23 protein-coding genes and 1 tRNA gene are annotated in these 26,108 nt (G+C 61.4%); 16 read left to right on the top strand and 8 right to left on the bottom strand.

The annotated features are described in order from the left end of the window. Nucleotides 1-12: 12 nt before the first annotated feature. Together K7431_RS15730 and K7431_RS15725 are read right to left on the bottom strand one after the other, a co-directional pair. Nucleotides 13-828, bottom strand: a complete 816-nt coding sequence (locus K7431_RS15730; RefSeq protein ID WP_012721903.1) for a rhodanese-like domain-containing protein — start codon at nt 826-828, stop codon at nt 13-15. A 57-nt stretch (nt 829-885) separates the two neighbouring features. Continuing rightward, nucleotides 886-2,421 carry an HDOD domain-containing protein gene (locus K7431_RS15725; protein ID WP_012721904.1) on the bottom strand — a complete coding sequence of 512 codons (1,536 nt, stop codon included), beginning with the start codon at nt 2,419-2,421 and terminating at the stop codon, nt 886-888. A 166-nt stretch (nt 2,422-2,587) separates the two neighbouring features. On the opposite strand from K7431_RS15725, the gene motA reads away from it, so the two are divergent. Further along, entirely contained in the window at nt 2,588-3,439 is an 852-nt protein-coding gene (motA, locus tag K7431_RS15720; protein WP_012721905.1) for a flagellar motor stator protein MotA, read from the top strand. 3 nt (nt 3,440-3,442) lie between these two features. Beyond that, the gene (motB, locus tag K7431_RS15715; RefSeq protein ID WP_012721906.1) at nt 3,443-4,462 is read left to right on the top strand and encodes a flagellar motor protein MotB; all 1,020 of its coding nucleotides are present in this window, start codon (nt 3,443-3,445) and stop codon (nt 4,460-4,462) included. Between the two features lie 63 nt (nt 4,463-4,525). Here the strand turns inward: motB and K7431_RS15710 are convergent, their stop codons facing one another. Both K7431_RS15710 and rsgA read right to left on the bottom strand, forming a co-directional pair. After that, a complete protein-coding gene (locus K7431_RS15710; RefSeq protein ID WP_012721907.1) occupies nt 4,526-4,921 on the bottom strand; it encodes a type II toxin-antitoxin system PemK/MazF family toxin in 396 nt (131 codons plus the stop codon). A 286-nt stretch (nt 4,922-5,207) separates the two neighbouring features. Further along, nucleotides 5,208-6,239: a small ribosomal subunit biogenesis GTPase RsgA gene (gene rsgA, locus K7431_RS15705; protein WP_003171340.1), complete on the bottom strand. Its 1,032-nt coding sequence runs from the start codon at nt 6,237-6,239 to the stop codon at nt 5,208-5,210. A gap of 108 nt (nt 6,240-6,347) precedes the next feature. On the opposite strand from rsgA, the gene orn reads away from it, so the two are divergent. Both orn and K7431_RS15695 read left to right on the top strand, forming a co-directional pair. Further along, nucleotides 6,348-6,890 (top strand): oligoribonuclease, encoded by a 543-nt coding sequence (gene orn / locus K7431_RS15700; RefSeq protein ID WP_003171343.1) that lies wholly within the window; start codon nt 6,348-6,350, stop codon nt 6,888-6,890. A gap of 183 nt (nt 6,891-7,073) precedes the next feature. Then, the gene (locus tag K7431_RS15695; protein ID WP_012721908.1) at nt 7,074-7,688 is read left to right on the top strand and encodes a trimeric intracellular cation channel family protein; all 615 of its coding nucleotides are present in this window, start codon (nt 7,074-7,076) and stop codon (nt 7,686-7,688) included. On the opposite strand, the gene queG is transcribed toward K7431_RS15695, so the two are convergent. Next, the gene (gene queG / locus K7431_RS15690) at nt 7,685-8,749 is read right to left on the bottom strand and encodes a tRNA epoxyqueuosine(34) reductase QueG (RefSeq protein WP_012721909.1); all 1,065 of its coding nucleotides are present in this window, start codon (nt 8,747-8,749) and stop codon (nt 7,685-7,687) included. The two genes, K7431_RS15695 and queG, sit on opposite strands and share 4 nt — an antisense overlap. A 63-nt stretch (nt 8,750-8,812) precedes the next feature. Here queG and K7431_RS15685 point away from each other — a divergent pair, with 63 nt between their 5' ends. The 12 genes from K7431_RS15685 (at nt 8,813) to K7431_RS15630 (ending at nt 23,163) form a co-directional block, all read left to right on the top strand. Continuing rightward, nucleotides 8,813-9,673, top strand: a complete 861-nt coding sequence (locus K7431_RS15685; protein WP_012721910.1) for an NAD(P)H-hydrate dehydratase — start codon at nt 8,813-8,815, stop codon at nt 9,671-9,673. After that, entirely contained in the window at nt 9,661-10,131 is a 471-nt protein-coding gene (gene tsaE / locus K7431_RS15680; RefSeq protein WP_012721911.1) for a tRNA (adenosine(37)-N6)-threonylcarbamoyltransferase complex ATPase subunit type 1 TsaE, read from the top strand. The genes K7431_RS15685 and tsaE overlap by 13 nt, the downstream gene beginning before the upstream one ends. A gap of 15 nt (nt 10,132-10,146) precedes the next feature. After that, a complete protein-coding gene (locus K7431_RS15675; protein WP_012721912.1) occupies nt 10,147-11,568 on the top strand; it encodes an N-acetylmuramoyl-L-alanine amidase in 1,422 nt (473 codons plus the stop codon). Further along, entirely contained in the window at nt 11,568-13,484 is a 1,917-nt protein-coding gene (gene mutL, locus K7431_RS15670; RefSeq protein ID WP_043204692.1) for a DNA mismatch repair endonuclease MutL, read from the top strand. The genes K7431_RS15675 and mutL overlap by 1 nt, the downstream gene beginning before the upstream one ends. Beyond that, the gene (miaA, locus tag K7431_RS15665) at nt 13,484-14,455 is read left to right on the top strand and encodes a tRNA (adenosine(37)-N6)-dimethylallyltransferase MiaA (RefSeq protein ID WP_012721914.1); all 972 of its coding nucleotides are present in this window, start codon (nt 13,484-13,486) and stop codon (nt 14,453-14,455) included. The genes mutL and miaA overlap by 1 nt, the downstream gene beginning before the upstream one ends. A 94-nt stretch (nt 14,456-14,549) precedes the next feature. Continuing rightward, a complete protein-coding gene (gene hfq / locus K7431_RS15660) occupies nt 14,550-14,810 on the top strand; it encodes an RNA chaperone Hfq (protein WP_003171355.1) in 261 nt (86 codons plus the stop codon). A gap of 12 nt (nt 14,811-14,822) precedes the next feature. After that, nucleotides 14,823-16,124 carry a ribosome rescue GTPase HflX gene (hflX, locus tag K7431_RS15655; protein WP_012721915.1) on the top strand — a complete coding sequence of 434 codons (1,302 nt, stop codon included), beginning with the start codon at nt 14,823-14,825 and terminating at the stop codon, nt 16,122-16,124. A 96-nt stretch (nt 16,125-16,220) separates the two neighbouring features. Further along, nucleotides 16,221-17,396 carry an FtsH protease activity modulator HflK gene (gene hflK / locus K7431_RS15650; protein WP_012721916.1) on the top strand — a complete coding sequence of 392 codons (1,176 nt, stop codon included), beginning with the start codon at nt 16,221-16,223 and terminating at the stop codon, nt 17,394-17,396. Further along, nucleotides 17,396-18,262 carry a protease modulator HflC gene (gene hflC, locus K7431_RS15645; RefSeq protein ID WP_043204695.1) on the top strand — a complete coding sequence of 289 codons (867 nt, stop codon included), beginning with the start codon at nt 17,396-17,398 and terminating at the stop codon, nt 18,260-18,262. The genes hflK and hflC overlap by 1 nt, the downstream gene beginning before the upstream one ends. A 294-nt stretch (nt 18,263-18,556) precedes the next feature. Continuing rightward, complete coding sequence (locus K7431_RS15640) at nt 18,557-19,744, top strand: ATP phosphoribosyltransferase regulatory subunit (protein WP_012721918.1); 1,188 nt, start codon at nt 18,557-18,559, stop codon at nt 19,742-19,744. A 55-nt stretch (nt 19,745-19,799) separates the two neighbouring features. Beyond that, complete coding sequence (locus K7431_RS15635) at nt 19,800-21,089, top strand: adenylosuccinate synthase (RefSeq protein ID WP_012721919.1); 1,290 nt, start codon at nt 19,800-19,802, stop codon at nt 21,087-21,089. Nucleotides 21,090-21,228: 139 nt separating this feature from the next. Further along, a complete protein-coding gene (locus tag K7431_RS15630) occupies nt 21,229-23,163 on the top strand; it encodes a methyl-accepting chemotaxis protein (protein ID WP_012721920.1) in 1,935 nt (644 codons plus the stop codon). A 108-nt stretch (nt 23,164-23,271) separates the two neighbouring features. Here the strand turns inward: K7431_RS15630 and K7431_RS15625 are convergent, their stop codons facing one another. From K7431_RS15625 to K7431_RS15615, 3 genes are all read right to left on the bottom strand, one after another. Continuing rightward, nucleotides 23,272-24,837, bottom strand: a complete 1,566-nt coding sequence (locus K7431_RS15625) for an ABC transporter permease (protein ID WP_012721921.1) — start codon at nt 24,835-24,837, stop codon at nt 23,272-23,274. Further along, the gene (locus K7431_RS15620; RefSeq protein ID WP_012721922.1) at nt 24,837-25,862 is read right to left on the bottom strand and encodes an iron ABC transporter substrate-binding protein; all 1,026 of its coding nucleotides are present in this window, start codon (nt 25,860-25,862) and stop codon (nt 24,837-24,839) included. The genes K7431_RS15625 and K7431_RS15620 overlap by 1 nt, the downstream gene beginning before the upstream one ends. Before the next feature lie 158 nt (nt 25,863-26,020). Continuing rightward, nucleotides 26,021-26,107 (bottom strand) — tRNA-Leu (locus tag K7431_RS15615). Nucleotide 26,108 lies beyond the last annotated feature (1 nt).

Genomic DNA, 26,108 nt, shown 5'->3' with positions numbered 1-26,108 from the left:
TGTCCTTAAACCTTAAATCTCGACGGGGGTGTCGGGGTGGTTGCCCCATTCGCCCCAGGAACCGGCATAACCTTTGACTCGCGGATAACCGAGCGCCTTGGCCACCAGGTAGGTGAAGCCAGAGCGGTGGTGAGTCTGGCAGTGGGTGATGATTTCTTTGTCTTTGGTCAGGCCGAGGTCTTCGAGGATCTGCGGCATGTCGCGGCGGATACGCAGGTTGCGTGCCTTGTCCATGCCGGCCGTCCATTCGAAGTTCACCGCGCCGGGGATATGCCCGCCTTTGGCCGCCAGCACCTTCTCGCCGGAATACTCCAGCGGGCCGCGTGCGTCCCAGATGCCCAGGTCGGCCGCGCCCAGGCGGCTTTGCAGGTATTCACGGGTAGCGGTGGGGCCGTCGTGCAGCGTCAGGCTGACCGGGCCGCCGACTGGCGCGGGCACGTCGGTGGAGACCGGGTGTTTTTCGTCCAGCCACGCCAGCAGGCCGCCGTCAAGGTAGTGGTATTTCTGGTGGCCGATCACATCGAGCATCCAGATAAAACGCCCGGCCCAGCCGCCGCCTTCGTCGTCATAGACCACGTAGGTGGCGTCGGGGGTATGGCCCAATTCGCCGAACAGTGTTTCCAGGTCAGCTTTGTTGGGCAGCAAACCGGGCGCCGGCGCCTGGCCCAACTGGGTGCGCTTGGGGTCAACGAAATGCGCGCCGGGGATATGCCCTTCGGCGTAGCGGGCGGCACTGGTGAGGTCCACCAGAATCAGGTGTTCGGCCTCCAGGCGGCCGAGCAGGTCGCCGGATTCGATCACCAGCGGCAAGCCAGAGAAGTCAGGCATGTGAGGTCTCCTGGGCACAAATGTTGGCATTAAAGGACCGCGATTGTAGCGCAAGCATCAGGCGCTGCGGTTGGTAAAGCAGTGCAGGGCTTTCTCGATGCATTGGGCGGTTTTGCCGAAGGCCTGCACGGTGGTTTCCGAGAACGGCCCGCCACCCTGGTCGGCCACCATCAGCATCACCACCTTGCCATTGCAGCTCAGGGAGCGCAGCAACAGGTGTTCGCCAGTAAACAGGCGGCGCAGGATCGGCGGCAGCAGCGCCGAGAACTGCGCATGGTTGTCCGGTGTGAGGCGCACCTGGGCGGACTTTTCCAGCAGGCGTTGCAGCAGCGTGCTGTTGACCACGTCCAGGCTCAGGTTGGCTGCGTCTTTCGGCAGGCCGTCGACCTGGTGCACGCGCAACATGCTCTGCGCGCGATCGGTCATCAGCAGCATGACCCGCTGCATGCCGCTGGCCACCAAGGCCTCCTTGGCGCACGTGGTCAGGTGCATGGCGTTGGCAAAGCGGCTGGGCTCTACCAGCAGCTCGGTGCAGCGCTTGCGCCACACGGCCAGGGCCTCGGCGGTGGGCGGTGGCGCGGGTAGCAGGCCACGATGAATTTTCTGCACATGCCAGGGCCAGATCAGCGACAGCGCCGGGTGCCAGAGGTCGGGCATCAACGTGTTGCGGGCGCTGGCGACGGCTTGCTGGTGAACCTGTTGTTGCACCTCGCCCAACGGCTGTTGCAGGTACAGCGCCGTGAGGCGCTGCCAGCGCTCGGTATGCGGGCAGGTCCAGGACTCCTGGGCCGACATCGCCAGGCCGTTGGCCAGCAACACCGTATTGGCCGGCTGGTTGAGCCAGCGGCGCAGGTTGGGTTCGGCGTCGAGCAATTGTTGATGGCGCAGGGAGTCATCTTCGCGGGCGATATGCAGCGCCTTGACCAGCAAACGCTTTTCGGTCAACAGCAGCTTGTAGCCCTGGGATACCCAGATCGGCAGGTGCCAGGCGTCGGTCAGGCCGACGCACAGGTCCAGCAGGCGCACGCCGAATAAGGCCTGTTCCACCTCGCGGGCCGACTGGCCTTTGTGGATCACCCGCAGTTCCCATTCTTCCAGGAGTTTGGGGTACGCGACCGCCATCGGCCACAGCGGCGACAGAAACAGCAGGCTACCCCAGTGAATGTCTTGCCACAGGCGCGCCAGGCGGCTGCCGAACAAACCGTTGGCTTGCTGCGAAGCGTGCTGGCTCACCAGCAACAATTGGCGCAGTGCCACGGGAATCTCGTTTTCGGGCACTGCGGGCAAGCGCGCCAGCAGTTCTTCGGCGCGCTTGAGGCCCAGGCGGTTAAGCGCCACTTCGAGATTTTCTGCCGGCTCAGCCAGGCTGCCATGGGTGTGGCTGTTGGCCTCGCGCATCACGCTGAGCACCAGCGCCGGGCTGTCTTGCATCAGCTCGGCAATATCGCGCAATGAACTGCGGCTGTCGCGGATGCCCTTGCACACACGGTCGTGGCTGGCCTGTGGAACAGGCAGCAGCACATCGTCCAGGCGCTTGATCCAAGCGGCGAGAGAGGTAGGTTTAGCAGTTGGGACTGTCGTTTCATTAGCCATGATTGGGGCGCGATCATCACTTGCGGTCAACACACCCGGAGCGGGCCGAACTGGCTTTTCGCCTTAACGGGCTATAGTCTGGCGCAGTTTTGCCGATAAGAGGAACAAGAGTTTTCAGTTCCCCCCAATATGTCCATGAACCCGACGGCGCAAGTACTCATCTCCTATGGCTAAAATTATCGGCATCATTGTCGTCATCGCAAGTGTGCTCGGTGGGTACGTCCTGTCCCACGGTAAAATTGCTGCGCTGATCCAGCCCTTCGAAGTGCTGATCATCGGTGGTGCGGCATTCGGCGCATTCTTGCAGGCGAACCCCGGCTACATGACGATGCACGTGGTCAAGAAATCCCTGGGCATGTTCGGTTCACGCTTCACTCACACCTTCTATCTGGAGGTGTTGGGCCTGGTCTACGAGATCCTCAACAAGAGCCGCCGCGAAGGCATGATGGCCATCGAAGGTGACATTGAGGACGCTGCGGCCAGCCCGATTTTCGCCAAGTACCCGGCCGTGCTCAAAGATGAGCGCATGACCGCCTATATCTGTGACTACTTGCGCATCATGTCCTCCGGCAACATGGCTCCCCATGAGCTGGAAGGCCTGTTCGACATGGAGTTGTTCAGCCTTAAGGAAGAGCTGGAGCACCCGTCCCACGCCGTGACCGGTATCGCTGATGGTATGCCGGGTTTCGGTATCGTCGCGGCGGTACTCGGTATCGTGGTGACCATGGCCTCCCTGGGTGAAGGCGACCAGGCCGCCATCGGTATGCACGTCGGTGCGGCACTGGTCGGTACCTTCTTCGGTATTCTCGCGGCTTACGGCTTCTTCGGTCCGTTGGCCACCTCCCTGGCCCATGACGCCAAGGAAGAAATCAACCTGTACGAATCGATCAAGGCCAGCCTGGTGGCTTCCGCTTCCGGCATGCCGCCGTCGCTGGCGGTGGAGTTCGGTCGTAAAGTGCTGTACCCCAAGCATCGCCCAAGCTTCGCCGAGTTGGAACAAGCGGTTCGCGGTCGCTAAGCCATGGAAAACAACCAGCCGATAATCATCAAGCGCGTCAAGCGCTTCGCTGCGGGGCACCATGGTGGCGCCTGGAAAATCGCCTTCGCCGACTTTGCGACGGCGATGATGGCGTTCTTCCTGGTGCTGTGGCTGATGTCCACCGCCACGCCGGAACAGAAGATTGCCATCGCCGGCTACTTCAAAGACCCCATTGGTTTCTCGGAAAGTGGCACGCCCTTCGTGATCGACCTGGGCGGTTCGCCGCAGTTGGCGCCTGAGCGCACTATCAACCCGGAAGTCAAAACCGAAGCGCCTCAGGAAAAGATCCCGATTGAGCGCGATACCGTTGAGGCCATGGCGGAGCAGGTCGAGCAAGAGCGCCTGGAACTGTTGCTGCAAGAACTGCAGACCAAGGTTGAGGAAAACCCGCAACTGCTGAAGTTCAAGGACCAGATTTCGTTCGAGATCACCCCGGACGGCTTGCGCATCCAGATCACCGATGCGGCCAACCGGCCGATGTTCGACTCTGGCAGTGCGCGCCTGAAGCCGTACTTTGAAGACATCCTGCTGGCCATGGCCGACACCATCAAGGCGGTGCCGAACAAGATCAGCATCAGCGGCCACACCGACGCCAAGCCGTATGCGGGCCAGGGCGACTTCGGCAACTGGGAGCTTTCGGCCAACCGTGCCAACGCCGCACGTCGCGCGCTGGTGGCCGGCAGCTACCCGGACCCGCAAGTGGCGCGGGTGGTGGGGTTTGCATCGTCGCAGCTGTTTGATCACAAGGACCCGTTCAACCCGATCAACCGCCGTATCGATATCGTCGTGCTGACCAAAAAGGCCCAGCGTGCGATTGAAGGTGATCAGCAGCCGGCTCCGCCGCCCACTCCGGGTGCAGGCGCACCGGGTGAGGTTCCGACCGATCCGAACGCCATTCCGCCAGGGCAAGAGCCATTGCCGGCGCATGAACTGCGCCAGAAGCTGAATCTGTTTGATGAGGGTGGGGTGAAGGATCCTACGGTGCCTAAGGCTGGGTCGTAAGCCACATCCTATAGGCACCACCCATTAAAACGCCCCGACTGATCGGGGCGTTTTAATTTCTGGTCAGAGCGGGAGATAGGCTTTGACACCGCTGATGACGCCTCGCATGTCCTCGGTGCAGAGGCGTGGGACGAAGTACTCGCGCCCTTTCGATCGGGTCTTCCTATGGAGTTTGTCGAGGCGCTCGAAGCTGACGGTATAAATCATGTCGCACTTCACCCACAGCGCCTTGTAGCCATCGGATTGAAGTGGATTTGTACGTAGCAAGTGGTGCCAGTCGTGCTGTATCTCGGGAGCGGTAGATGAGATCGGCACCACGGTGCAGAGTTTGCGATTATGGGTTGCAGTAGGGGATATCACGACGACCTTGCGGATCTTCAGCATCTCCGGGGCAACAAAACCTCGTGTGAAGTCGCAGAGCAGTACATCGCCCTGTTTGGGGTGATAGTAGAGAGCCAATCGTTAATTCCCCACAAAAAGCAAAGCCGCCCGAAGGCGGCTTCATTCGACGCGCAGTGGAGCTTGCTTCGCCCCTTCTGCGCCGCTGGATCAACCCCGAGAAGGATCCAGACTCCTGCCAGCTTGCGCTGGTGACGGAGAGATTATGAGCATCAGGGATTTCGAATTCAAGCTGGCTTGCGTCGACGAGCCACCCAGTTGTTTCGAATTCTTGATGCCAGCCCCCGTTAAATCAATGGACTAGCGCGCTTTGCGCCGCCATTTATATGTGTCAAGAAATGGCCGCTCAATAACTGCTTTCGGGCAAGCTCGCAATAATCGACCGATAGCTATTCATCCGCTGCTGCTGCACACGGCCATCTTCCAAGGCCTTGAGCAGCGCACAGCCCGGCTCGCGGTCGTGTTTGCAATCGCGGAAGCGGCAGGTGCCGATCAGGTCGTTGAATTCGATAAAGCCCGCTTCCACGTCGCTGCGGCTGACGTGGCCGAGGCCGAATTCGCGGATACCCGGGGAGTCGATCAGCTCACCGCCTCCGGGGAAGTGGAACAGTCGCGCGGTGGTGGTGGTGTGAGTGCCCTGGCCGGACAGTTCCGACAGTGGGCCCACGCGGGTGTCGACTTCCGGCAGCAGGCTGTTGACCAGCGAGGATTTACCCACGCCCGATTGGCCGACAAACACGCTGATACGTCCGTCCAGCTGCTGTTGCAGCTGTTCCATGCCATTGCCGTGATGCGCCGACACTTCCAGCACTGGGTAGCCGAGGGTGCGGTACACCGCCAGCAAGGCGTTGAGCGCTGGGGCGTTCTGCTCGTCAATCAGGTCGAATTTGTTCAGCAGCAGCAGCGGACGAATGCCCGCGTGCTCGGCGGCGACCAGGTAACGGTCAATCAGGTTGGCATGGGGCTCGGGCAGCGGCGCGAACACAATGACGATCATGTCGACGTTGGCCGCTACCGGCTTGAGCTGGCCACGACTGTCCGGGCGACGCAGTTCGGTGGTGCGTGGCAACTGGGCGACGATCACGCCGATACCCTGGTTGCCGGCCCGCCATACCACTTTATCGCCGGTGACCAGTGCAGGAAGGTTGGCGCGCAGGTGGCAACGGGACACTGACCCTGCGAGTTCGCCTTCGAGCGCCTCGACTTCGACCTGCACACCAAAGTGCGCGATCACCAGGCCCGTCTGCTCGGGGCCCAGGTCGCCGCCCTCGAGCGCTTCCACGGCGGAGGATTCACGTTTGGCGGCGCGTGCGGCGCGTTCGCCTTGAATCTTTTCGATGCGCCAGTTTTGGCGACGGTTGAGCTGGCGTTTGGCCATTGGTGTTCCGTGTCGATAATGCAAAGGTTAGGTAAAACGGTCGCGAGTCTAGCACGCCCCTGCCTGCTAAACTGCGCAGCTACGCCAAGGTGCCAAGAGAATCAAGCCATGCAAAACCCACAGAACCTGATTTGGATCGATCTGGAAATGACCGGTCTGAACCCTGACACCGACGTTATCATCGAGATGGCGACCATTGTCACCGACAGCAACCTCAATACCTTGGCGGAAGGTCCGGTGATCGCCATCCACCACAGCGACGCCGTACTCGCCACCATGGACGAGTGGAACACCCGCACCCACGGCAACTCCGGCCTGACCCAGCGCGTGCGCGACAGTCGCATCAGCATGGCTGAGGCCGAGGCTGAAACCATCGCCTTCCTGGAAAAGTGGGTGCCCAAGGGCAAGTCGCCGATCTGCGGCAACAGCATCTGCCAGGACCGGCGCTTCCTTTATACGCACATGAAGGGGCTGGAAAGCTACTTCCACTACCGCAATCTGGATGTGTCCACCTTGAAAGAGCTGGCTGCGCGCTGGGCGCCGGAAGTCAAAGACAGCTTCCATAAAGGCAGCACTCACTTGGCGCTGGACGATATTCGCGAGTCGATTGCTGAGCTGCAGCATTACCGCAAGCATTTCATCAAGGCCTGAGTGTTTGGCGCCTGTATCGGCCTCATCGGGGGCACGCCCCCTTCCACACCTTGATGTGTGAACGCAGTCAAATGTGGGAGGGGGCTTGCCCCCGATGACGTGACGCGGTCTTTCGCCAAGCGCCCCCTTTTGGTGCCATCAGCAAATGATTAGACTGCCGGCCTCAATGCAAGGATCGCCCTCATGCTGCTGATGCTCTACCTCATCGCCATCACCGCCGAAGCCATGACCGGAGCGTTGTCCGCCGGGCGGCGTGGCATGGACTGGTTTGGCGTGGTGCTGATCGCGTGTGTGACGGCGCTGGGCGGCGGTTCGGTGCGTGACGTGCTGCTCGGCCATTACCCGCTGACCTGGGTCAAACACCCGGAATACCTGGTGCTGACCTCCGTTGCCGCGCTGGTGACGATCTTCATCGCCCCACTGATGCGCCATCTGCGCTCGCTGTTCCTGGCGCTCGACGCCGTGGGCCTGGTGGCCTTCACCCTGATCGGCTGCATGACCGCCCTGGAAATGGGCCACGGCATGCTCGTGGCGTCGGTCAGCGGGGTGATCACCGGCGTATTCGGCGGCATCTTGCGCGACATTTTCTGCAACGATATCCCGCTGATCTTCCGCCGCGAGCTGTATGCCAGCGTGTCGTTCCTCGCCGCCTGGTTCTATTTGCTCTGCCTTTATCTGGAGTTGCCCAGCGAACAAGCGATTCTGCTGACCCTGTTCAGCGGTTTTCTATTGCGCCTGCTGGCAATCCGCTTTCACTGGGAAATGCCCAAGTTCGTCTACAACGACGACGTGCACTAGCGCGAAGCGTGCTGGTTCAGCGCCCATTCCACGTGCTCGCGCACCAGCTCGGAGGGGTAATCCTGGCGTGCCTTCAAGGCTTCCAGCACCGGAATGCTCGACGGCGCGTTGCCCAGGCCTACCGCCAGGTTGCGTAACCAGCGCTCATAACCGGCGCGACGTAGCGGCGAGCCTTCGGTGCTGCTGAGGAATTTATCCTCGTCCCACATAAACAGTTCGGCCAGTTCCGCGTTATCCAGGTTGTGGCGTGGCTTGAAATCGCTTTCGGCGGTGGCGCCGGCGAAACGATTCCACGGGCAAACGATCTGACAGTCATCGCAGCCAAACACGCGGTTGCCGATCAACGGGCGCAAGTCTTCGGGGATCGCGCTTTTGAGCTCAATGGTCAGGTAGGAAATACAGCGCCTCGCGTCCAGCACATAGGGGCCGACGAAGGCATTGGTGGGGCAGATATCCAGGCACGCCGTGCAGCGCCCGCAGTGTTCGGTGCTGTGGGGCGGGTCCACTGGCAGCGGTAAGTCGACAAACAGTTCGCTCAGGAAGAAGTAACTGCCGGCCTTGCGATTGAGAACCAGGGTGTTTTTACCGATCCAGCCCAACCCGGCTTTTTCGGCGATGGCTTTTTCCAGCACCGGTGCGCTGTCGACGAAGGCGCGGAAACCAAAGGGGCCGATCTGCGCTTGAATGCGGTCGGCCAGTTGCTGCACGCGCTTGCGGATCAGCTTGTGGTAGTCGCGGCCCAGGGCGTAGCGCGAGATATAGGCTTTTTCCGGCTTGGCCAGCAGCTGCGCCATCTGCGTGTCGCCGGGCAGGTAGTCCATGCGCAGCGAGACCACGCGCAAAGTACCGGGCACCAGCTCTTCGGGGTGCGAGCGTTTGCTGCCATGGGCGCCCATGTACTCCATCTCGCCGTGGTAACCCGCGTCGAGCCAGCGTTGCAGGTGCTGTTCATGCTCGGCCAGGTCCAGGCCGCTGATGCCGACTTGTTGAAAGCCCAGCTCGCGGCCCCAGTCTTTGATCGATTGGGCGAGGGCAGGCAGATCGGTGGTGATGGCAGGCATGAGACAAGGGAAACCGCAGGTTAGATAGGTATAATTCTGCCAGACATCGGAGCTTGAAGACGCATGCCGCAGACAAAACACGCAATAACCGACGTACAGCCCCTGTTGCACGGCCACTTGCCGCAACTGGCCGCACGTTCCCCGGACGCCCATAAAGGCCAGTTCGGCCACCTGTTGGTCATTGGCGGTGACCGCGGCTTTGGCGGCGCAGCGCTGTTGAGTGCCGAAAGTGCCCTGCGCAGTGGCGCCGGCATGGTGTCCCTGGCGACCCGCCTGGAGCACGTTCCCGCGGCGTTGACGCGTTTGCCGGAGGTCATGTCCGTTGGGGTGAGCTCGGCCAATCAACTGATGAGCCTGTTGGAAAAAATCTCGGTCATTGTGATCGGTCCCGGCCTGGGCGATGCCGCTTGGGGCAAAAGCCTCTTGTCCGTTGCGGCCAACGCCAAGCAGCCGCAAGTCTGGGATGCCGACGCGCTGAATCAACTCGCCACCGGCAGCGTCGTCCTACCGGACAACTGCGTGATCACTCCGCATCCGGGGGAGGCTGCGCGCTTGCTGGGTATGTCGACAGCCGAGGTTCAGGCTGATCGTCTTAAGGTAGCGCGCGCGTTGAGCGAGAAATTCAACGCCGTGGCTATCCTCAAGGGGGCTGGCAGTTTGATTGCCAGCCCGGACGGACGTGTTTCGCGATGTGACCAAGGCCACCCGGCCATGGCCGCGGCGGGGCTCGGTGACGTGTTGGCCGGCCTGGTGGGTGCACTGCTTGCCCAAGGCATGCCGGCTTTTGAGGCAAGCTGCCTGGCCGTGTGGTTGCACGCCACCGCGGGGGATCGCCAGGGGACCTTTGGTCGCGGGCTGGCGGCAAGCGACCTGATACCCGCCATTCGTCAATTGCTGGAGGAGCAGTCGCCGTGTCTGAAGTAATCCTTTTCCTGGCCGATGAAGAGGCCATGGTTGCTTTCGGCCAGCGCATTGCCCAGGTCACCGCCGGGGCAGGGCTGATCTTTCTGGAGGGCGACCTGGGGGCGGGCAAGACCACACTGTCCCGGGGGATCATTCGCGGATTGGGGCACGCCGGGGCGGTAAAAAGCCCGACGTTCACCTTGGTGGAACCCTATGAAATTGGCGAGGTGCGGGCGTTCCATTTCGACCTCTATCGCCTGGTCGATCCCGAAGAGCTGGAGTACATGGGCATCCGTGATTACTTCGATGAAGATGCGCTGTGCCTGATCGAGTGGCCAGATAAAGGCACAGGCTTTTTGCCAAAGCCGGACCTGACCATTACCATTACGCCGCATGAGCATGGACGTCAGCTGAAGTTGTTGCCCCAAAGCGCGCGCGGCCAGTCGTGGTGCGCCGCTTTGGCATTGGAATTCAAATAATTGGTGGGGTTAGGTATGCGCTTTCGCGCGTTGGTTGCTGTCGTAGGGGTGTTGCTTGCGGCAATGACTGTCAATGCTCTGGCTGCTTCACAGGTGAAAAGCGTTCGCCTGTGGCGAGCGCCGGATAACACGCGACTGGTGTTCGACCTGTCTGGCCCGGTCCAGCACAGCGTCTTTACCCTGACGGCGCCTGATCGCCTGGTGATCGACATCAACGGTGCGACCCTGGCCGCGCCGCTGAAAGTCTCCACCGCCAACACCCCGATCACCGCCATGCGCTCGGCCCAGCGTACGCCGACCGACCTGCGCGTGGTGATCGACCTGAAAAAGGTCGTGACCCCGAAAAGCTTCTCCCTGGCGCCAAACGCACAGTATGGCAACCGCTTGGTGGTTGACCTGTTCGACAATGCCGCCGATGCCGCACCGCCACCCGCTCCAACCCCAAGCGTCGCAACGGTGCCGGCCGTGCCGGTCAGCCCGTCGCAGCCGCAGGTCAAGCTGCCACCGCCGCCACCGGCTCCGGCCGGCAAGCGCGATATCATTGTGGTGATCGACGCCGGCCACGGTGGCGAGGACCCGGGGGCCTCCGGCTCGCGCGGCCAACATGAAAAAGACGTGGTGCTGGCCATCGCCCGCGAGTTGCAGCGCCAGGTCAATGGCATGAAAGGCTATCGCGCCGAGCTGACGCGTACCGGCGACTACTTCATTCCATTGCGCGGGCGTACCGAAATCGCCCGCAAGAAAGGCGCCGACCTGTTTGTGTCGATCCACGCCGACGCCGCGCCTTCAGCGGCTGCCTTTGGCGCGTCGGTGTTTGCCCTGTCGGATCGCGGCGCTACGTCCGAGACTGCGCGTTGGCTGGCCGACAGCGAAAACCGTTCCGACTTGATCGGCGGCGCCGGCAATGTGTCCCTCGATGACAAGGACAAAATGCTCGCCGGCGTGCTGCTCGACCTGTCGATGACGGCCTCGCTGACGTCCAGCTTGAACGTTGGCCAAAAAGTATTGAGCAACATCGGCCGGGTGACCTCGCTGCACAAGCAGCGCGTGGAGCAAGCCGGGTTCATGGTGTTGAAGTCGCCGGACATCCCGTCGATCCTGGTGGAAACCGGGTTTATCTCCAACTCCAACGAAGCCTCGAAGCTGGCCAGCGCCAGCCATCAACAGGCGCTGGCACGCTCGATCAGTGCCGGTATTCGCCAGTTCTTCCAGCAGAATCCGCCACCGGGCACCTACATCGCCTGGCTGCGTGACTCGGGCAAAATCGCCCAGGGCCCGCGTGATCATCGCGTGCAGCCCGGCGACACCCTGGCGATGCTGGCGGTGCGGTTCCAGGTCTCGGCCGCTACCTTGCGCAGTGCCAACAACCTGAAAACCGATGAGCTCAAAGTCGGCCAGGTGTTGACCATCCCCGGCACTGAATTGGCGGCACAGTAATGAGCGAATCAACCTTGAACAGTGGGTCGCGTATCGAGCTGCTCAGCCCGCGCCTGGCGAACCAGATCGCAGCGGGGGAAGTGGTTGAGCGTCCCGCATCGGTGATCAAGGAGTTGCTGGAAAACAGCATCGACTCAGGCGCCAAGCGTATCGATGTCGACGTGGAACAGGGCGGCGTGAAGCTGCTGCGGGTGCGTGACGATGGCAGTGGCATCTCCTCCGACGACCTGCCGTTGGCCCTGGCCCGTCACGCCACCAGCAAGATCCGCGACCTGGAAGACCTTGAGCGCGTGATGAGCCTGGGCTTTCGCGGTGAGGCCCTGGCGTCGATCAGCTCCGTAGCACGTCTGACCCTGACGTCACGCACCCGTGACGCCGATCAAGCCTGGCAAGTGGAAACCGAAGGCCGCGACATGGCGCCTCGAGTCCAGCCGGCCGCCCACCCGGTGGGGACGTCGGTGGAAGTGCGCGACCTGTTCTTTAACACCCCGGCGCGACGCAAATTCCTCAAGGCCGAAAAAACCGAATTCGATCACCTGCAGGAAGTCATCAAGCGCCTGGCCCTGGCCCGTTTCGACGTGGCCTTCCACCTGCGCCACAACGGCAAGACCATCCTCAGCCTGCATGAAGCCCATGACGACGCAGCGCGTGCTCGCCGGGTGTCGGCTATTTGCGGCGCGGGGTTCCTGGAGCAGGCGCTGCCGATTGAAATCGAACGCAATGGCCTGCGGCTGTGGGGCTGGGTCGGTTTGCCGACGTTCTCCCGCAGCCAAGCGGACCTGCAATACTTTTTTGTGAACGGCCGTGCAGTGCGCGACAAGCTGGTAGCCCATGCGGTGCGCCAGGCGTACCGCGATGTGCTGTTCAATGGGCGGCACCCGACGTTTGTGCTGTTCTTCGAGGTCGACCCGTCGGTGGTGGACGTCAACGTGCACCCCACCAAACACGAAGTGCGCTTCCGTGATGGGCGCATGGTGCATGACTTCCTTTACGGCACCTTGCACCGCACCCTGGGCGATGTGCGTCCGGATGATCAGTTGTCTGCCCCAATCGTGACGGCAGTGGTGCGGCCGAGCGGCCCGGAAGCCGGTGAGTTCGGCCCCCAGGGCGAAATGAGCCTGGCGGCCAACCTGCTGCAATCGCCGCAGCCGCAGCCGTCGTACACCGCGCCGGGTTCCGGTTCGGGGGCGGGTTATCAGTACCAATACACGCCGCGTCCGCAATCGGCGGTGCCGGTGGCCGAGGCCCAGGCGGCGTACCGCGAGTTTTTTGCGCCGCTGCCGGGGGCTGAGCCGGGTGCACCTGTCGCCTTGCCGGAGGGCGGTGGAGATATTCCGCCGTTGGGTTATGCGCTGGCGCAGCTCAAGGGTATCTACATCCTGGCGGAAAACGCCCATGGCCTGGTGCTGGTGGATATGCACGCCGCCCACGAGCGGATCATGTACGAGCGCCTCAAGATTGCCATGGCCAGTGAAGGCCTCAGCGGCCAGCCGCTGCTGGTGCCGGAATCCCTGGCGGTCAGCCAGCGTGAGGCTGATTGCGCAGAAGAGCACCACAGCGTGTTCCAGAAGCTGGGCTTTGAACTGCAACGCCTGGGCCCGGAAACCCTGGCCATCCGCCAGATCCCCGCACTGCTCAAGCAGGCCGAGGCCAATCGGCTGGTAGCCGACGTACTCGCCGACCTGATGGAGTACGGCACCAGTGACCGTATCCAGGCGCACATCAACGAATTGCTCGGCACCATGGCCTGCCACGGTGCCATCCGCGCCAATCGCCGCCTGGCCCTGCCGGAAATGAACGGCTTGCTGCGCGACATGGAAAACACCGAACGCAGCGGGCAATGCAACCATGGCCGGCCGACATGGACCCAGATGGGCCTGGACGACCTGGACAAACTGTTCTTGCGCGGCCGTTGATGAGTGCCTTGCCCCCCGCGATCTTCCTGATGGGTCCTACGGCCGCCGGTAAGACCGACCTGGCCATCGAGCTGACCAAGGTGTTGCCATGCGAGCTGATCAGTGTCGACTCTGCCCTGGTTTACCGGGACATGGACATTGGCACCGCCAAGCCTTCCAAAGCGCTGTTGGCACAGTATCCGCATAAGTTGATCGACATTATCGACCCGGCCGAGAGCTATTCGGCGGCGGATTTCCGTACCGACGCGCTGGCCGCCATGGCCGAGATCACCGCGCGGGGCAATATTCCGCTGCTGGTGGGCGGTACGATGCTCTATTACAAGGCTTTGCAGGAGGGGCTGGCGGATATGCCGGCGGCCGACGCCCAGGTGCGCGCCGAGCTTGAGGAAGAGGCTGCACGCCTTGGCTGGCAAGCCCTGCACGACCAGTTGGCGGCAATAGACCCGGTATCCGCCGCGCGCATTCACCCCAACGACCCCCAGCGCCTTTCACGGGCCCTGGAAGTCTGGCGTGTGAGCGGGCAGACCATGACTGAACACCGGCTGAAACAAAGTGCGCAAAGTGCTGACGCAGGCGCATCTGGGCAGTCACAATTGCCCTATACTGTGGCGAATCTGGCCATCGCTCCGGCAAATCGCCAGGTGCTGCATGAACGAATTGCACAAAGATTCACAATTATGTTGGAACAGGGGTTTGTGGACGAGGTCGTAGCACTGCGTTCAAGAGGTGACCTGCATCCAGGGTTGCCGTCGATACGTGCTGTAGGCTACCGCCAAGTCTGGGATCATCTGGATGGAAAGCTGACGTCAGCTGAGATGCAGGAGCGCGGCATCATTGCCACGCGCCAATTGGCGAAACGCCAGTTCACCTGGTTGCGCAGCTGGAGCGATTTACACTGGCTGGACAGCCTGGACAGCGACAATCTGTCACGCGCCTTGAAATACTTGGGAACGGTCTCCATATTGAGCTGAGTCCTTGCAATTGCCGTCTATCCTTGGGGGTGTGACGGCCATAAGCTATCTATTTTCCGATTTTTTATTATTGATCCTTAAAGGAGTGCGGCACATGTCAAAAGGGCATTCGCTACAAGACCCTTACTTGAATACTTTACGTAAAGAGAAAGTGGGGGTTTCCATCTACCTGGTCAACGGTATCAAGCTGCAAGGCACGATCGAGTCGTTCGACCAGTTCGTGATCCTGCTGAAAAACACCGTCAGCCAGATGGTATACAAGCACGCTATCTCGACAGTCGTCCCCGTTCGTCCAATCCGTCTGCCTAGCGCAGCAGGTGATGATGCAGCTGACGCTGAGCCAGGTAACGCCTGATAGGAGTCTCCTTTGTTCTTTGAGCGCCACGGTGGTGGTGAGCGAGTAATCCTCGTTCACTTGGATGGACAGGACCCTGAGGCGCGCGAAGATCCGCAGGAGTTTCAGGAGTTGGCAAATTCGGCCGGCGCCGAGACCGTTGCGTTTTTTAACGTACCGCGTCATCGGCCAACCGCCAAATACCTGATTGGCAGCGGCAAGGTCGAGGAACTGCGCGACCTGGTCCACGCTGAAGAAGCCGATCTGGTGATCTTCAATCACACCCTTACGCCCAGTCAGGAACGTAACCTCGAACGTGTCTTCGAGTGTCGCGTGATCGACCGCACCGGTCTGATTCTCGATATTTTCGCCCAACGCGCCCGTACCCATGAAGGCAAGCTACAGGTCGAACTGGCCCAGCTTGACCACATGAGCACGCGGCTGGTCCGCGGCTGGACTCACCTTGAGCGTCAGGGTGGCGGTATCGGCATGCGGGGGCCGGGTGAAACCCAGCTCGAAACCGACCGCCGCCTGCTGCGGGTTCGCCTGCGCCAGATCAAGGGCCGCCTGGAGAAAGTCCGCAGCCAGCGCGAGCAATCGCGACGTGGCCGTTCGCGCGCAGATATCCCTACCGTGTCCCTGGTGGGCTATACCAACGCAGGCAAATCCACGCTCTTCAACAACGTGACGAAATCGGACGTGTACGCGGCCGACCAACTGTTCGCCACCCTTGACCCGACCTTGCGTCGTCTGGATCTGGACGACCTGGGGCCGATTGTCCTGGCCGATACCGTGGGGTTCATTCGTCACTTGCCGCACAAGCTGGTCGAGGCATTTCGGTCTACGCTCGAAGAGTCGAGCAATTCCGACCTGCTGTTGCACGTGATCGATGCGGCCGAACCGGATCGCATGTTGCAGATTGAACAGGTGATGCTGGTGCTGGGCGAGATTGGTGCCCAGGACTTGCCGATCCTCGAGGTCTATAACAAACTCGATTTGCTTGAAGGCGTTGAGCCACAAATCCAGCGCGACGAGAACGGCAAACCCCAGCGGGTGTGGTTGTCGGCGCGAGATGGCAGTGGCCTTGAGTTGCTTGAACAAGCGATTGCCGAGTTGCTCGGCGGTGATTTGTTCGTTGGCACCTTGCGCTTGCCCCAGCGTTTTGCTCGACTGCGTGCACAGTTTTTCGAGCTGGGCGCGGTCCAGAAAGAAGAACACGACGAAGAAGGTGTCAGCTTGCTGGCCGTTCGATTGCCGCGCTCGGAGCTGAATCGGCTGGTCAGCCGTGAAGGTGTGGTACCGACAGAGTTCATCGAACAACACACTTTGCAATAAAAGCCTCCGAAAGCGGTTGTGCCGCAGTGGCAGGCATTCTGTAGCATTGGTCGGCGCGCCGTGGGTGCGTCTTTGCTTTATCAGATGGAGAGCGCTATGGCTTGGAATGAGCCGGGTGGCAACTCGAATAATCAGGATCCTTGGGGTGGTAAACGCCGCAATAATGGCGACCGCAAGGGGCCACCAGATCTCGACGAGGCCTTCCGAAAGCTGCAGGAAAGCCTGAATGGGTTGTTCGGTGGTGGGAAAAAACGCGGTGGTGACGAAGGCGGTCGCACAAGCAAGGGCGGCGGCTACGGCCTGCTGGGCCTGGGTCTTGTCGTGCTGGCGGCCGTATGGCTGTACAGCGCCGTATACGTAGTGGACGAGCAGGAGCAAGCCGTGGTGCTGCGCTTCGGCAAGTACTACGAAACCGTCGGCCCAGGCCTGAATATCTACTTCCCGCCGATCGACAAGAAGTACATGGAGAACGTCACGCGTGAGCGTGCCTACACCAAGCAGGGCCAGATGCTGACTGAAGACGAGAACATCGTCGAAGTGCCGCTGACCGTGCAGTACAAGATCAGCAACCTGCAGGACTTCGTGCTGAACGTCGACCAGCCGGAAATCAGCCTGCAACACGCCACCGAAAGTGCCCTGCGCCACGTCGTCGGTTCCACCGCGATGGACCAGGTGCTGACCGAAGGTCGTGAATTGATGGCCAGTGAGATCAAGGAGCGTCTGCAACGCTTCCTCGATACGTACCGCACCGGTATCACGGTTACCCAGGTCAACGTACAAAGCGCAGCCGCACCGCGTGAAGTACAGGAAGCCTTCGATGACGTGATCCGCGCCCGTGAAGACGAGCAGCGTTCGCGCAACCAGGCTGAGACCTACGCCAACGGCGTCGTGCCGGAAGCCCGTGGTCAGGCCCAGCGCATCCTCGAGGATGCCAATGGTTACCGCGACGAAGTGGTCTCCCGCGCCAAGGGTGAGGCGGATCGCTTCACCAAGCTGGTTGCCGAGTACCGCAAGGCTCCAGAGGTGACGCGTGAGCGTCTGTACCTGGACACCATGCAGGAAGTCTTCAGCAACACCAGCAAGGTCCTCGTGACCGGCAGCAAAGGTGGGCAGAACAACTTGCTGTACCTGCCGCTGGACAAGATGATCGAAGGTGGTCGTAGCAGCACCAGCGCACCGTCCACCGGTTCCAATGCCGCTGCCAACGAAGCGAGCGCCCGTGCGGCCGCCGACTTGCTGCAACAGCAAACACGTACCAGGGAGAGTCGTTGATGAGCAATAAATCGCTGACCGCCCTGATTGTGGGCGTCGTCGTGGTCATCGCTGCCTGGAACTGCTTCTACATCGTGGCTCAGACCGAGCGTGCGGTGCTGCTGCAATTCGGTCGCGTGGTCCAGGCGGATGTCCAGCCGGGTCTGCATGTGAAAGTCCCCTACGTCAACCAGGTGCGCAAGTTCGACGCGCGCCTGATGACCTTGGATGCACCTACACAGCGCTTCCTGACCCTGGAAAAGAAAGCCGTGATGGTTGACGCCTACGCCAAGTGGCGCGTCAAGGATGCCGAGCGCTTCTACACCGCGACCTCCGGCCTCAAGCAGATTGCCGACGAGCGTTTGTCGCGCCGTCTGGAATCGGGCCTGCGTGACCAGTTTGGTAAGCGCACCCTGCACGAGGTGGTGTCCGGTGAGCGTGATGCGCTGATGGCGGACATCACGCGATCGCTGAACACGATGGCGGAAAAAGAGCTGGGCATCGAGGTGATCGATGTTCGGGTCAAGGCTATCGACCTGCCGAAGGAAGTGAACCGCAGCGTGTTCGAGCGTATGAGCACCGAGCGTGAGCGTGAGGCTCGTGAGCACCGCGCCAAGGGTAACGAGTTGGCTGAAGGTATCCGTGCGGATGCCGACCGTCAGCGTCGTGTACTGCTGGCAGAGGCCTATCGCGAGTCTGAAGAGGCGCGTGGTGATGGTGATGCCCAAGCTGCGGCGATCTACTCCAAGGCGTACGGCCAGGATCAGGAGTTCTACGCGTTCTACCGTAGCCTGCGCGCCTACCGTGAAAGCTTCGCGAACAAAACCGACGTCATGGTGCTGGACCCAAGCAGCGAGTTCTTCCGCTACCTGGAAAAGTCCAAGTAACCGGCCTGTGATTCTGTAGGGCTCACTCCCGTCGGGCGGCTAAAACGCCTGGCGGGGTGATCCTTTCAGAAAACGGGTGTATGATGCGGCAGCCGGGAAATTCCCGGCTTTTTTGCGTCTGCATGTTTGATTCGGCAGGCGTGACAGGTTTTTCGAGGAAAGTGCCCGACGAGGCCGTTTGCAGGTCGTTCGTCACGTCGCTCTTGCGCGTGGTTTATGCAGGGGGCGGGTGTTTTCTGCTTCACTCAAGGCTCGGCCGAGGGCTGGCCGCCCGGATCATAGGGGAATGGCGTAATGGCAACGGTAGACCGCTGGCTGCTGCCAGATGGCATCGAAGAAGTACTGCCACCAGAAGCTGCGCGCATTGAAGTTGCGCGTCGCCAGGTGTTGGATCTGTTCCAGAGCTGGGGTTACGAGTTTGTCGTGACCCCCCATATCGAGTACCTGGAATCCCTGCTGACCGGCGCGGGCCAGGACCTGGATCTGCGCACCTTCAAGGTCATCGACCCGCAATCGGGCCGGCAAATGGGGTTCCGTGCCGATATCACACCGCAAGTGGCGCGCATTGATGCGCACACCCTGCGCCGTGAAGGTCCGAGCCGCCTGTGCTATGCCGGCAGCGTGCTGCATGCGCAGCCGCGTGCATTGTCGTCTTCACGCAGCCCGATCCAGTTGGGCGCCGAGTTGTACGGTGATGCCAGCCCGAGCAGCGACGTTGAAGTGATCAGCCTCATGCTGGCCATGCTGCAACTGGCTGACGTGCCGGATGTCCACATGGACCTGGGTCACGTCGGTATCTACCGTGGCCTGGCCCGTGCGGCCGGGTTGTCCGGTGAAGTGGAACAACAGTTGTTCGATGCCCTGCAACGCAAGGCTATCGATGAAGTTATCGCGCTGACCGAGGGTGTGCCTGCGGATCTCGCCGGCATGCTGCGTGCGCTGGTGAACCTGTGTGGCGGCCGTGAAGTGCTGGTAGCTGCGCGTGAGCGCCTGGCCAATGCGCCGGCGCCGGTACTGGCGGCACTGGACGACGTGCTGGCCATTGCCGAGCAACTGTCGGCGCGCTTCCCGCAGTTGCCGCTGTATTTTGACCTGGGTGAGTTGCGCGGCTACCACTACCACACCGGTGTGGTGTTCGCGGTATTTGTACCGGGTGTTGGCCAAGCCATCGCCCAAGGCGGTCGTTATGACGATATCGGCGCCGACTTCGGTCGTGCGCGTCCGGCCACCGGTTTTTCCACCGATTTGAAAACCCTGGTGACCCTGGGGCGTGCTGAGGTCGAGCTGCCGTCTGGTGGCATCTGGATGCCCGACAGTACGGACGCAGCACTCTGGCAGCAGGTTTGCCAGTTGCGCAGTGAGGGTCAGCGTGTTGTCCAGGCGTTGCCTGGCCAGCCATTGGCCGCCGCCCGTGAAGCGGACTGCGACCGGCAATTGATTCTGCAGAACGGGCTTTGGCAAGTATCGCCACTGGCTTCTTGAGTTTTCCTGCCGGCTCATTGCCGGCACCAAGTTTGCGCGAATGAGGACAAGTGTTATGGGTAAGAATGTCGTAGTCCTGGGCACCCAATGGGGTGATGAGGGCAAAGGCAAGATCGTTGATCTGCTGACCGAACATGCTGCCGCCGTAGTGCGCTACCAAGGTGGCCACAATGCTGGCCACACCCTGGTCATCGATGGCGAAAAAACCGTTTTGCACCTGATTCCGTCGGGCGTACTGCGCGAAGGCGTGCAGTGCCTGATCGGCAACGGCGTGGTGGTTGCACCTGACGCCCTGTTGCGCGAGATCACCAAGCTGGAAGAGAAAGGCGTACCGGTGCGCGAGCGCCTGCGTATCAGCCCATCCTGCCCGCTGATCCTGTCCTTCCACGTTGCGCTGGACCAGGCCCGTGAAAAGGCCCGTGGCGAGCTGAAGATCGGCACTACCGGTCGCGGTATCGGCCCGGCTTACGAAGATAAAGTTGCACGTCGTGGCCTGCGTGTGGGCGACCTGCTCAACATGCCGCGCTTTGAAGACAAGCTGCGTGAACTGGTGGATTACCACAACTTCATGCTGGTGGGTTACTACAAAGAGCCGGCCATCGAGTTTGAAAAGACCCTGGCTGAGTGCAAGGAATACGCTGAGCTGCTCAAGCCGCTGATGCTCGACGTGACGGCTGAGCTGCACGACCTGCGTCGCGCCGGCAAAGACATCATGTTCGAAGGCGCCCAGGGGTCCCTGCTGGACATCGACCACGGCACCTACCCGTACGTGACCAGCTCCAACACCACCGCGGGCGGCGTTGCGACCGGTTCGGGTGTTGGTCCGATGTTCCTGGACTACATCCTGGGCATCACCAAGGCTTACACCACGCGTGTGGGTTCGGGTCCGTTCCCGACTGAGCTGTTCGACGAAGTCGGTGCGCACTTGGCCAAGCAAGGTCATGAGTTCGGTGCGACCACTGGCCGTGCGCGTCGTTGCGGCTGGTTCGACGCGGTTATCCTGCGTCGCGCTATCGATGTGAACAGCATCTCGGGCATCTGCTTCACCAAGCTGGATGTGCTCGACGGTCTGGAAACCATCAACATCTGCGTCGGCTACAAAGACGCAGACGGTAACGATGTTGCCCCGACTGACGCTGACAGCTACGTGGGCTTGCAGCCGGTGTACGAAGAAGTGCCGGGCTGGACCGAATCGACCGTGGGCGCCAAGACCCTGGAAGAGTTGCCGGCTAACGCCCGTGCGTACATCAAGCGCGTTGAAGCGCTGATCGGCGCACCGATCGACATTATTTCGACGGGCCCGGACCGCAACGAGACCATCGTTCTGCGTCACCCGTTCGCTTAATAAGCTGTTGATGTAAAAAGCAAAGGGCTCCTTCGGGAGCCCTTTGTCGTATCTGCTCGCCAAGCGGCACGACCCTTGCTGTGTTTCTCTTTTTCGCGGTGCTATCAAATTAATGGCACCCGTGGTGGAGGGATTCCCGATGTCTGCCGTTCTCTCATTGTTACAAAGCCGTTTGTTGCGGCCGGTGTTCGTTACCCTAGGTATCGCTCTTTTAGTGCAAGTGCTGGTGGCCGTCGCTCTAACCCGGAGCACGGTCACGGCGTTGGAAGCGGATTTGGGCAATCGCCTGGGAATCGACAGCCAGAAGCTGTCCGGTGAATTGGCCCAGGCCGGCAAGGAAGTCACCTCCAGCCTGGACAGCCTCTCCACCAGCACCCGTCAGCGTCTGACGGCGGGGCTGTCGACCCGCCTGCAGGAAGAGCAGAAGCAACTGCGCGCGACCTTGGAAAAAGACCTGCAGGACTCCGCCAATGACATGGCGCAGTTACTGGCCTCAGTGGCGCCCCGCGCCATGTGGGACAGCGACGTGCCGACGTTGTCGGAGTTTGCGCGACGCGCCCAGCGCAATCCCAATGTGCTGTTTGTGGTCTACGACGACGCGGCTGGCGAGCACCTGACCCGCTACCTCAACCGTGAAAACCCGATCAATCAGGCGCTGCTGGCAAAGGGCGCCGGTGACCGTGCACTGGATAAAGTGCTGGATGCGGCTAAGAGCGACTCTTCTGTTTACTACGTGGAAGCATCCATCAGCCCCAATGGGGTAGAGATCGGCAAGGTGCGCATGGGCGTTTCGACCGCCTCGGTTGAAGCGGATCTGCAAGCGCTCGACAAGCGCTTCGCAGCCCTGATCGCCAGCGGTGATCAACTGGTCGGCGATAGCCTCAAGGGTGCGGCAGCCGACAGCGCTGCCGCCATGGGCGCCCGTCTGCAGTCCGCCCAGGCCACCGCCACCCAGATGACCGCCAACACCACCAGCGCCGTTCAGGACGCTGCTGGCACCTTGCGCTGGCGCATCGGCATGGGGCTTGCGCTGGTCGGTCTAGGCGTATTGCTGTTGATCGCCATCGTGCTGGGCCGCCGTGTGGTCAACCGCCTGAAGCTGCTGATCGCAGCCATGGATGATTTGGCGGCGGGCGAGGGGGACCTCACCAAGCGCGTGCAGATCAGCAGCAAGGACGAAATCGGCGATATGGCCTCGGCGGTCAATCGCTTTGTGGATAAGTTGCAGCCTATCGTGCGTGAGGCGGGAGATGTGGCTCAGCGTACCGGCGTGGAAATCGGTGCAATGACCTTGCGCAATGCCGGTGCTGACGCAGCGGCCGGCTTGCAGCGTGATGAGGTGGCTGAAAGCCTGCGCGCACTGTCGCAAATGGCCGACGAGGCGCAGGCCGAAAGCCATGCGATGCAGGCGGCGTTGCAGCAGGTGGTGGATATTCGCCAGGCCACGGATGAGAACTCGCGCACGTCAGCCGAAGTCGGCAGCCTGATCGAGGCGCTCGCGGGCCAGGTGCAGGCAGGCTCTCAGGTCATCGAGCGCCTGGCTCAACAAAGTGAGCAGATCGAGGTGGTGCTGACCGTGATTCACGGCATCGCCGAGCAGACCAACCTGTTGGCGCTCAACGCGGCCATCGAAGCAGCGCGTGCCGGCGAGACTGGGCGTGGTTTTGCGGTGGTGGCGGATGAGGTGCGTGCGCTGGCCAGCAAGACGCAAAGCTCCACGGGCGATATTCAGGCGCATATCGTGGCGTTGCAGCAGGGCGCGCGCGAGGCGGTGGAAACCATCGGTAAGGCCGGGCGCCAGGCCAGCGAAGGTTTGCTGGTGCTGCGCGACAGCGTGCGCCTGCAACAGACGGTGCAGGCTTCGGTGGAGCAGGTGCATGCGGCGATTGGCTTGGCGACGCGCGCGGCTGAGCATCAGGCGCAAGGTGCGCATGCGGTGCGTGGGCGGGTTGAGGTGATCCACGCCCAGGCCGAGCGGGCTGCGCAGGCGGTGGTGGAAACGACGGCCAGTGGCAAGGTGCTGGATGGGTTGGCAGCGCAGTTGAAGGCGAGCTTGGGGCAGTTCAGGGCCTAGTATCGCCTGTACCGACCTCATCGGGGGCAAGCCCCCTCCCACATTTACCTGCATTCCAGCGTTGGAACTCGGTCAACTGTGGGAGGGGGCTTGCCCCCGATAGCGGTTTCAGCGGCTCAAATACATCCGTGTCGTGAGCAGGTAAACCGGCAACCCCGACACCACTATCAACAGCGCCGCATACGGCGCCGCCGCCGCGAATTCCACATTCGAGGTGTGCGCCCACACCGCTGTCGCCAAGGTATTCAACCCTGTCGGACTGAGCAGCAATGTCGCCGTCAATTCCTTCATCGCATCCAGGAACACCAGCGCAAACGCCGCGCCCAAGGCCGGGAAAATAATCGGCAAGGTAACCCGACAAAACGCGCTGAACGACGACGCCCCGAGCGTGCGTGCGGCCTCTTCCAGTTGCGGCGCCGCCTTGTTCAGGGCCGTACGAATCGGTGCCTGAGCCAGCGGTAGAAACAACAACGCATACGCGATCAGCAACAATGCCGACGTCTGATACAGCGCCGGCACGTAATGCAGTGCGAAGTACACCAGCGTCAGCGCAATCACCAAACCGGGCAGCGCGTGCAGCAAGTACGGCAGACGCTCGGCCCAGATCGCCAGTTGGCCTTTGTGGCGCACCACCAGCAGCCCCACCGGCACCGCCAATACCAGGCACAGTGCGGCGCCGCCGAGCGACAGCGCCAGGGAGGACAGCAGTGCCTCGCTGATCTCGGCGACCGGGAATGCGGCGGAAGAGCCCACCGCCAGCCAATAACCGAGCATCCCCAGCGGAATGCCACTGCCGATGATTGCCAGCGCCAGGCAATAGGCTTGGCCGAGCGGTGCCCACTTGCCCAGTCGCACCTGCTCTGCATGCCGCGCAGCGCCCTGGCCGATACGAACATGTCGGCCCTTGCCGCGTACCCGTAGCTCCAGCCATAGCAGGGTCAGGCACATCATCAGCAGCACTGCCGACAGCATCGCGGCATTGGCATTGCTGAATTCCAGCTCGAATTGTTGATAGATCGCGGTGGTAAAGGTCTGCAGGCCGATGATCGACAAGGCGCCGAACTCCACCAGCATATGTAAGGCGATCAAGAGGGCTCCCGCCAGTAGCGAAGGCCACAGCAAAGGCAGCGTAAGCCGAAAAAACACGCCCCAGCGATTCAGTCCCAGCGTTCGTGCAGACTCCTCCAGGGATGGATCAAGATTGCGCAATGTCGCCGCCACCGGCAGAAACACCAGCGGGTACTTGGACAGGCTCATCACCAGGATGGCGCCGCCCAGCCCTTCGAAATGGGCGCTGAGCGACACCCAGGTAAAGCTGCTGACAAAGGCGGGTACCGCAAACGGCAGGCACAGCACCACGCCCCAGATACGTCGCCCCGGCAGGTTGCTGCGTTCCAGCAACCAGGCCAGGGACAGGCCGACCACGCCGCATACCAGCGTCACGCCGACCATCAATGCCAGGGTATTGCGCAGCAACCCGAACACATACGGCCGCCACAGCAGATGCACCGCCTCCGCCCAGCCGGCCTGCCAGGCCTTGAGTCCGACATACACCAGCGGCAGCAGGCTCAAGCCCACCAGGAACAGGACGGGCAGCACCAGCCAGATCGACGGGCGCTTGCGCCTTGGGCGCAACCCCCCGTGCAGGGCGGAAGCGGGTAGCGATGGGTTCATCAGTTCAAGCCAACGTCACGTTCCAGGTCCAGGGCTTCTTCGGCGTTGCCCAGGTCGGCGGGGGTGACTTTCGGCGGTTGCAGCTCACTGAAAGGCTTGAGGCCGCGGTTGGATTCCATGCCTTTACGCAGCGGGTATTCCGCCGAGGTGTTGGTAATCACGCGTTGGCCTTCTTCACTGGCCATGAATGCCAGCAGTTGCTGGGCTTCCTTGGGATGTTTGCTGGATTTCAATGCGGCGGCGGAGGACACGGTGATCAGGCCGCCAGCATCGCCGTTGGTGAAGTAATGCAGTTGGGAATCCAGGTTGGTTTTTTCCTTTTTCAGGGCAAACCAGTAATAGTTATTCACCAGCACAGTGGCCACTTCGCCATTTTCCACAGCCTTGAGGGCGACCATGTTGTTGCTGTACACCTTGCCGAAAGCGCGCAAACCGGTCAGCCATTCTTCAGCCGCCTCGCGACCGTGCAGCTTGATGATCGCCACGGCTTGTTCCTGGAAGGCGCCGCTGGTGGGGACAAAGCCGACTTTGCCTTGCCACTCGGGACCGGCGAAATCCAGAACCGACTTGGGCAAGTCTTTTTCAGCAATCAGTTTCGGATTAAAGGCCACGACGCGGGTGCGTGCGGTCACGCCCATCCAGTCGCCATGGGCGCCAACATAGTCCTTGGGCAATACGTCGAGTGTGCTGGCGTCAATCTTGGCCAGCAGGCCTTGCTCGCCGAGTTTGTTCAGCGGCGGCGACTCTTCGGTGTAGATCACGTCGGCGGGGGAGCGGTCGCCTTCTTCGACGACCTGGCTGGCCAGCTGGTTGCTGCTGCCTTTGCGCACGTTGACGTGGATACCGGTTTTGGCCTCAAAGGCCTTGGCGAGTTCGTCGCCGACCTCTTTGTGCTGGCCGTTGTACAGGGTCAATGAGACCTTGTCGGCGGAATAGGCGGTAGGCGAGAGCAGGGTCAGGCCGAGCAGGGTGATGGTCAGGCCACGCAGAAGGGATGTCTTGAGACGGGTATCGCGGATCATCATCCGGGGTGTTCCTCACTTGTATGCAACAAATACTTACAAGGATAAACGATAAAACTTCTCAAGTGCGGACGAGGGGCAAATCGCTGGGGAAGTTTCCACGCTGATTTTTTCAAACCCCAGAAACGAAAAAACCCGCTTTCGCGGGTTTGATCTGAATTTGGTGCCCAGGAGAAGACTCGAACTTCCACGACCTTGCGATCACCAGCACCTGAAGCTGGCGTGTCTACCAATTTCACCACCTGGGCA

The sequence above is a fragment of the Pseudomonas fluorescens group sp. genome, from assembly GCF_020093335.1.
Classification (GTDB): Bacteria; Pseudomonadota; Gammaproteobacteria; order Pseudomonadales; family Pseudomonadaceae; genus Aquipseudomonas; species Aquipseudomonas petroselini.
This window is presented reverse-complemented; position numbering and strand designations above follow the sequence as displayed.

What these genes read in the sequence shown, in the direction of transcription:
- K7431_RS15685 (WP_012721910.1), top strand. Translation starts at nt 8,813, where the DNA reads ATGCCGCAGACAAAACACGCAATAACCGACGTACAGCCCCTGTTGCAC.
- K7431_RS15640 (WP_012721918.1), top strand. Translation starts at nt 18,557, where the DNA reads ATGGCAACGGTAGACCGCTGGCTGCTGCCAGATGGCATCGAAGAAGTA.
- K7431_RS15730 (WP_012721903.1), bottom strand. Translation starts at nt 828, where the DNA reads ATGCCTGACTTCTCTGGCTTGCCGCTGGTGATCGAATCCGGCGACCTG.
- motA (WP_012721905.1), top strand. Translation starts at nt 2,588, where the DNA reads ATGGCTAAAATTATCGGCATCATTGTCGTCATCGCAAGTGTGCTCGGT.
- K7431_RS15695 (WP_012721908.1), top strand. Translation starts at nt 7,074, where the DNA reads ATGCTGCTGATGCTCTACCTCATCGCCATCACCGCCGAAGCCATGACC.
- miaA (WP_012721914.1), top strand. Translation starts at nt 13,484, where the DNA reads ATGAGTGCCTTGCCCCCCGCGATCTTCCTGATGGGTCCTACGGCCGCC.
- K7431_RS15725 (WP_012721904.1), bottom strand. Translation starts at nt 2,421, where the DNA reads ATGGCTAATGAAACGACAGTCCCAACTGCTAAACCTACCTCTCTCGCC.
- mutL (WP_043204692.1), top strand. Translation starts at nt 11,568, where the DNA reads ATGAGCGAATCAACCTTGAACAGTGGGTCGCGTATCGAGCTGCTCAGC.
- hfq (WP_003171355.1), top strand. Translation starts at nt 14,550, where the DNA reads ATGTCAAAAGGGCATTCGCTACAAGACCCTTACTTGAATACTTTACGT.
- K7431_RS15630 (WP_012721920.1), top strand. Translation starts at nt 21,229, where the DNA reads ATGTCTGCCGTTCTCTCATTGTTACAAAGCCGTTTGTTGCGGCCGGTG.
- motB (WP_012721906.1), top strand. Translation starts at nt 3,443, where the DNA reads ATGGAAAACAACCAGCCGATAATCATCAAGCGCGTCAAGCGCTTCGCT.
- K7431_RS15620 (WP_012721922.1), bottom strand. Translation starts at nt 25,862, where the DNA reads ATGATGATCCGCGATACCCGTCTCAAGACATCCCTTCTGCGTGGCCTG.
- hflC (WP_043204695.1), top strand. Translation starts at nt 17,396, where the DNA reads ATGAGCAATAAATCGCTGACCGCCCTGATTGTGGGCGTCGTCGTGGTC.
- rsgA (WP_003171340.1), bottom strand. Translation starts at nt 6,239, where the DNA reads ATGGCCAAACGCCAGCTCAACCGTCGCCAAAACTGGCGCATCGAAAAG.
- hflK (WP_012721916.1), top strand. Translation starts at nt 16,221, where the DNA reads ATGGCTTGGAATGAGCCGGGTGGCAACTCGAATAATCAGGATCCTTGG.
- K7431_RS15635 (WP_012721919.1), top strand. Translation starts at nt 19,800, where the DNA reads ATGGGTAAGAATGTCGTAGTCCTGGGCACCCAATGGGGTGATGAGGGC.
- K7431_RS15675 (WP_012721912.1), top strand. Translation starts at nt 10,147, where the DNA reads ATGCGCTTTCGCGCGTTGGTTGCTGTCGTAGGGGTGTTGCTTGCGGCA.
- K7431_RS15625 (WP_012721921.1), bottom strand. Translation starts at nt 24,837, where the DNA reads ATGAACCCATCGCTACCCGCTTCCGCCCTGCACGGGGGGTTGCGCCCA.
- queG (WP_012721909.1), bottom strand. Translation starts at nt 8,749, where the DNA reads ATGCCTGCCATCACCACCGATCTGCCTGCCCTCGCCCAATCGATCAAA.
- orn (WP_003171343.1), top strand. Translation starts at nt 6,348, where the DNA reads ATGCAAAACCCACAGAACCTGATTTGGATCGATCTGGAAATGACCGGT.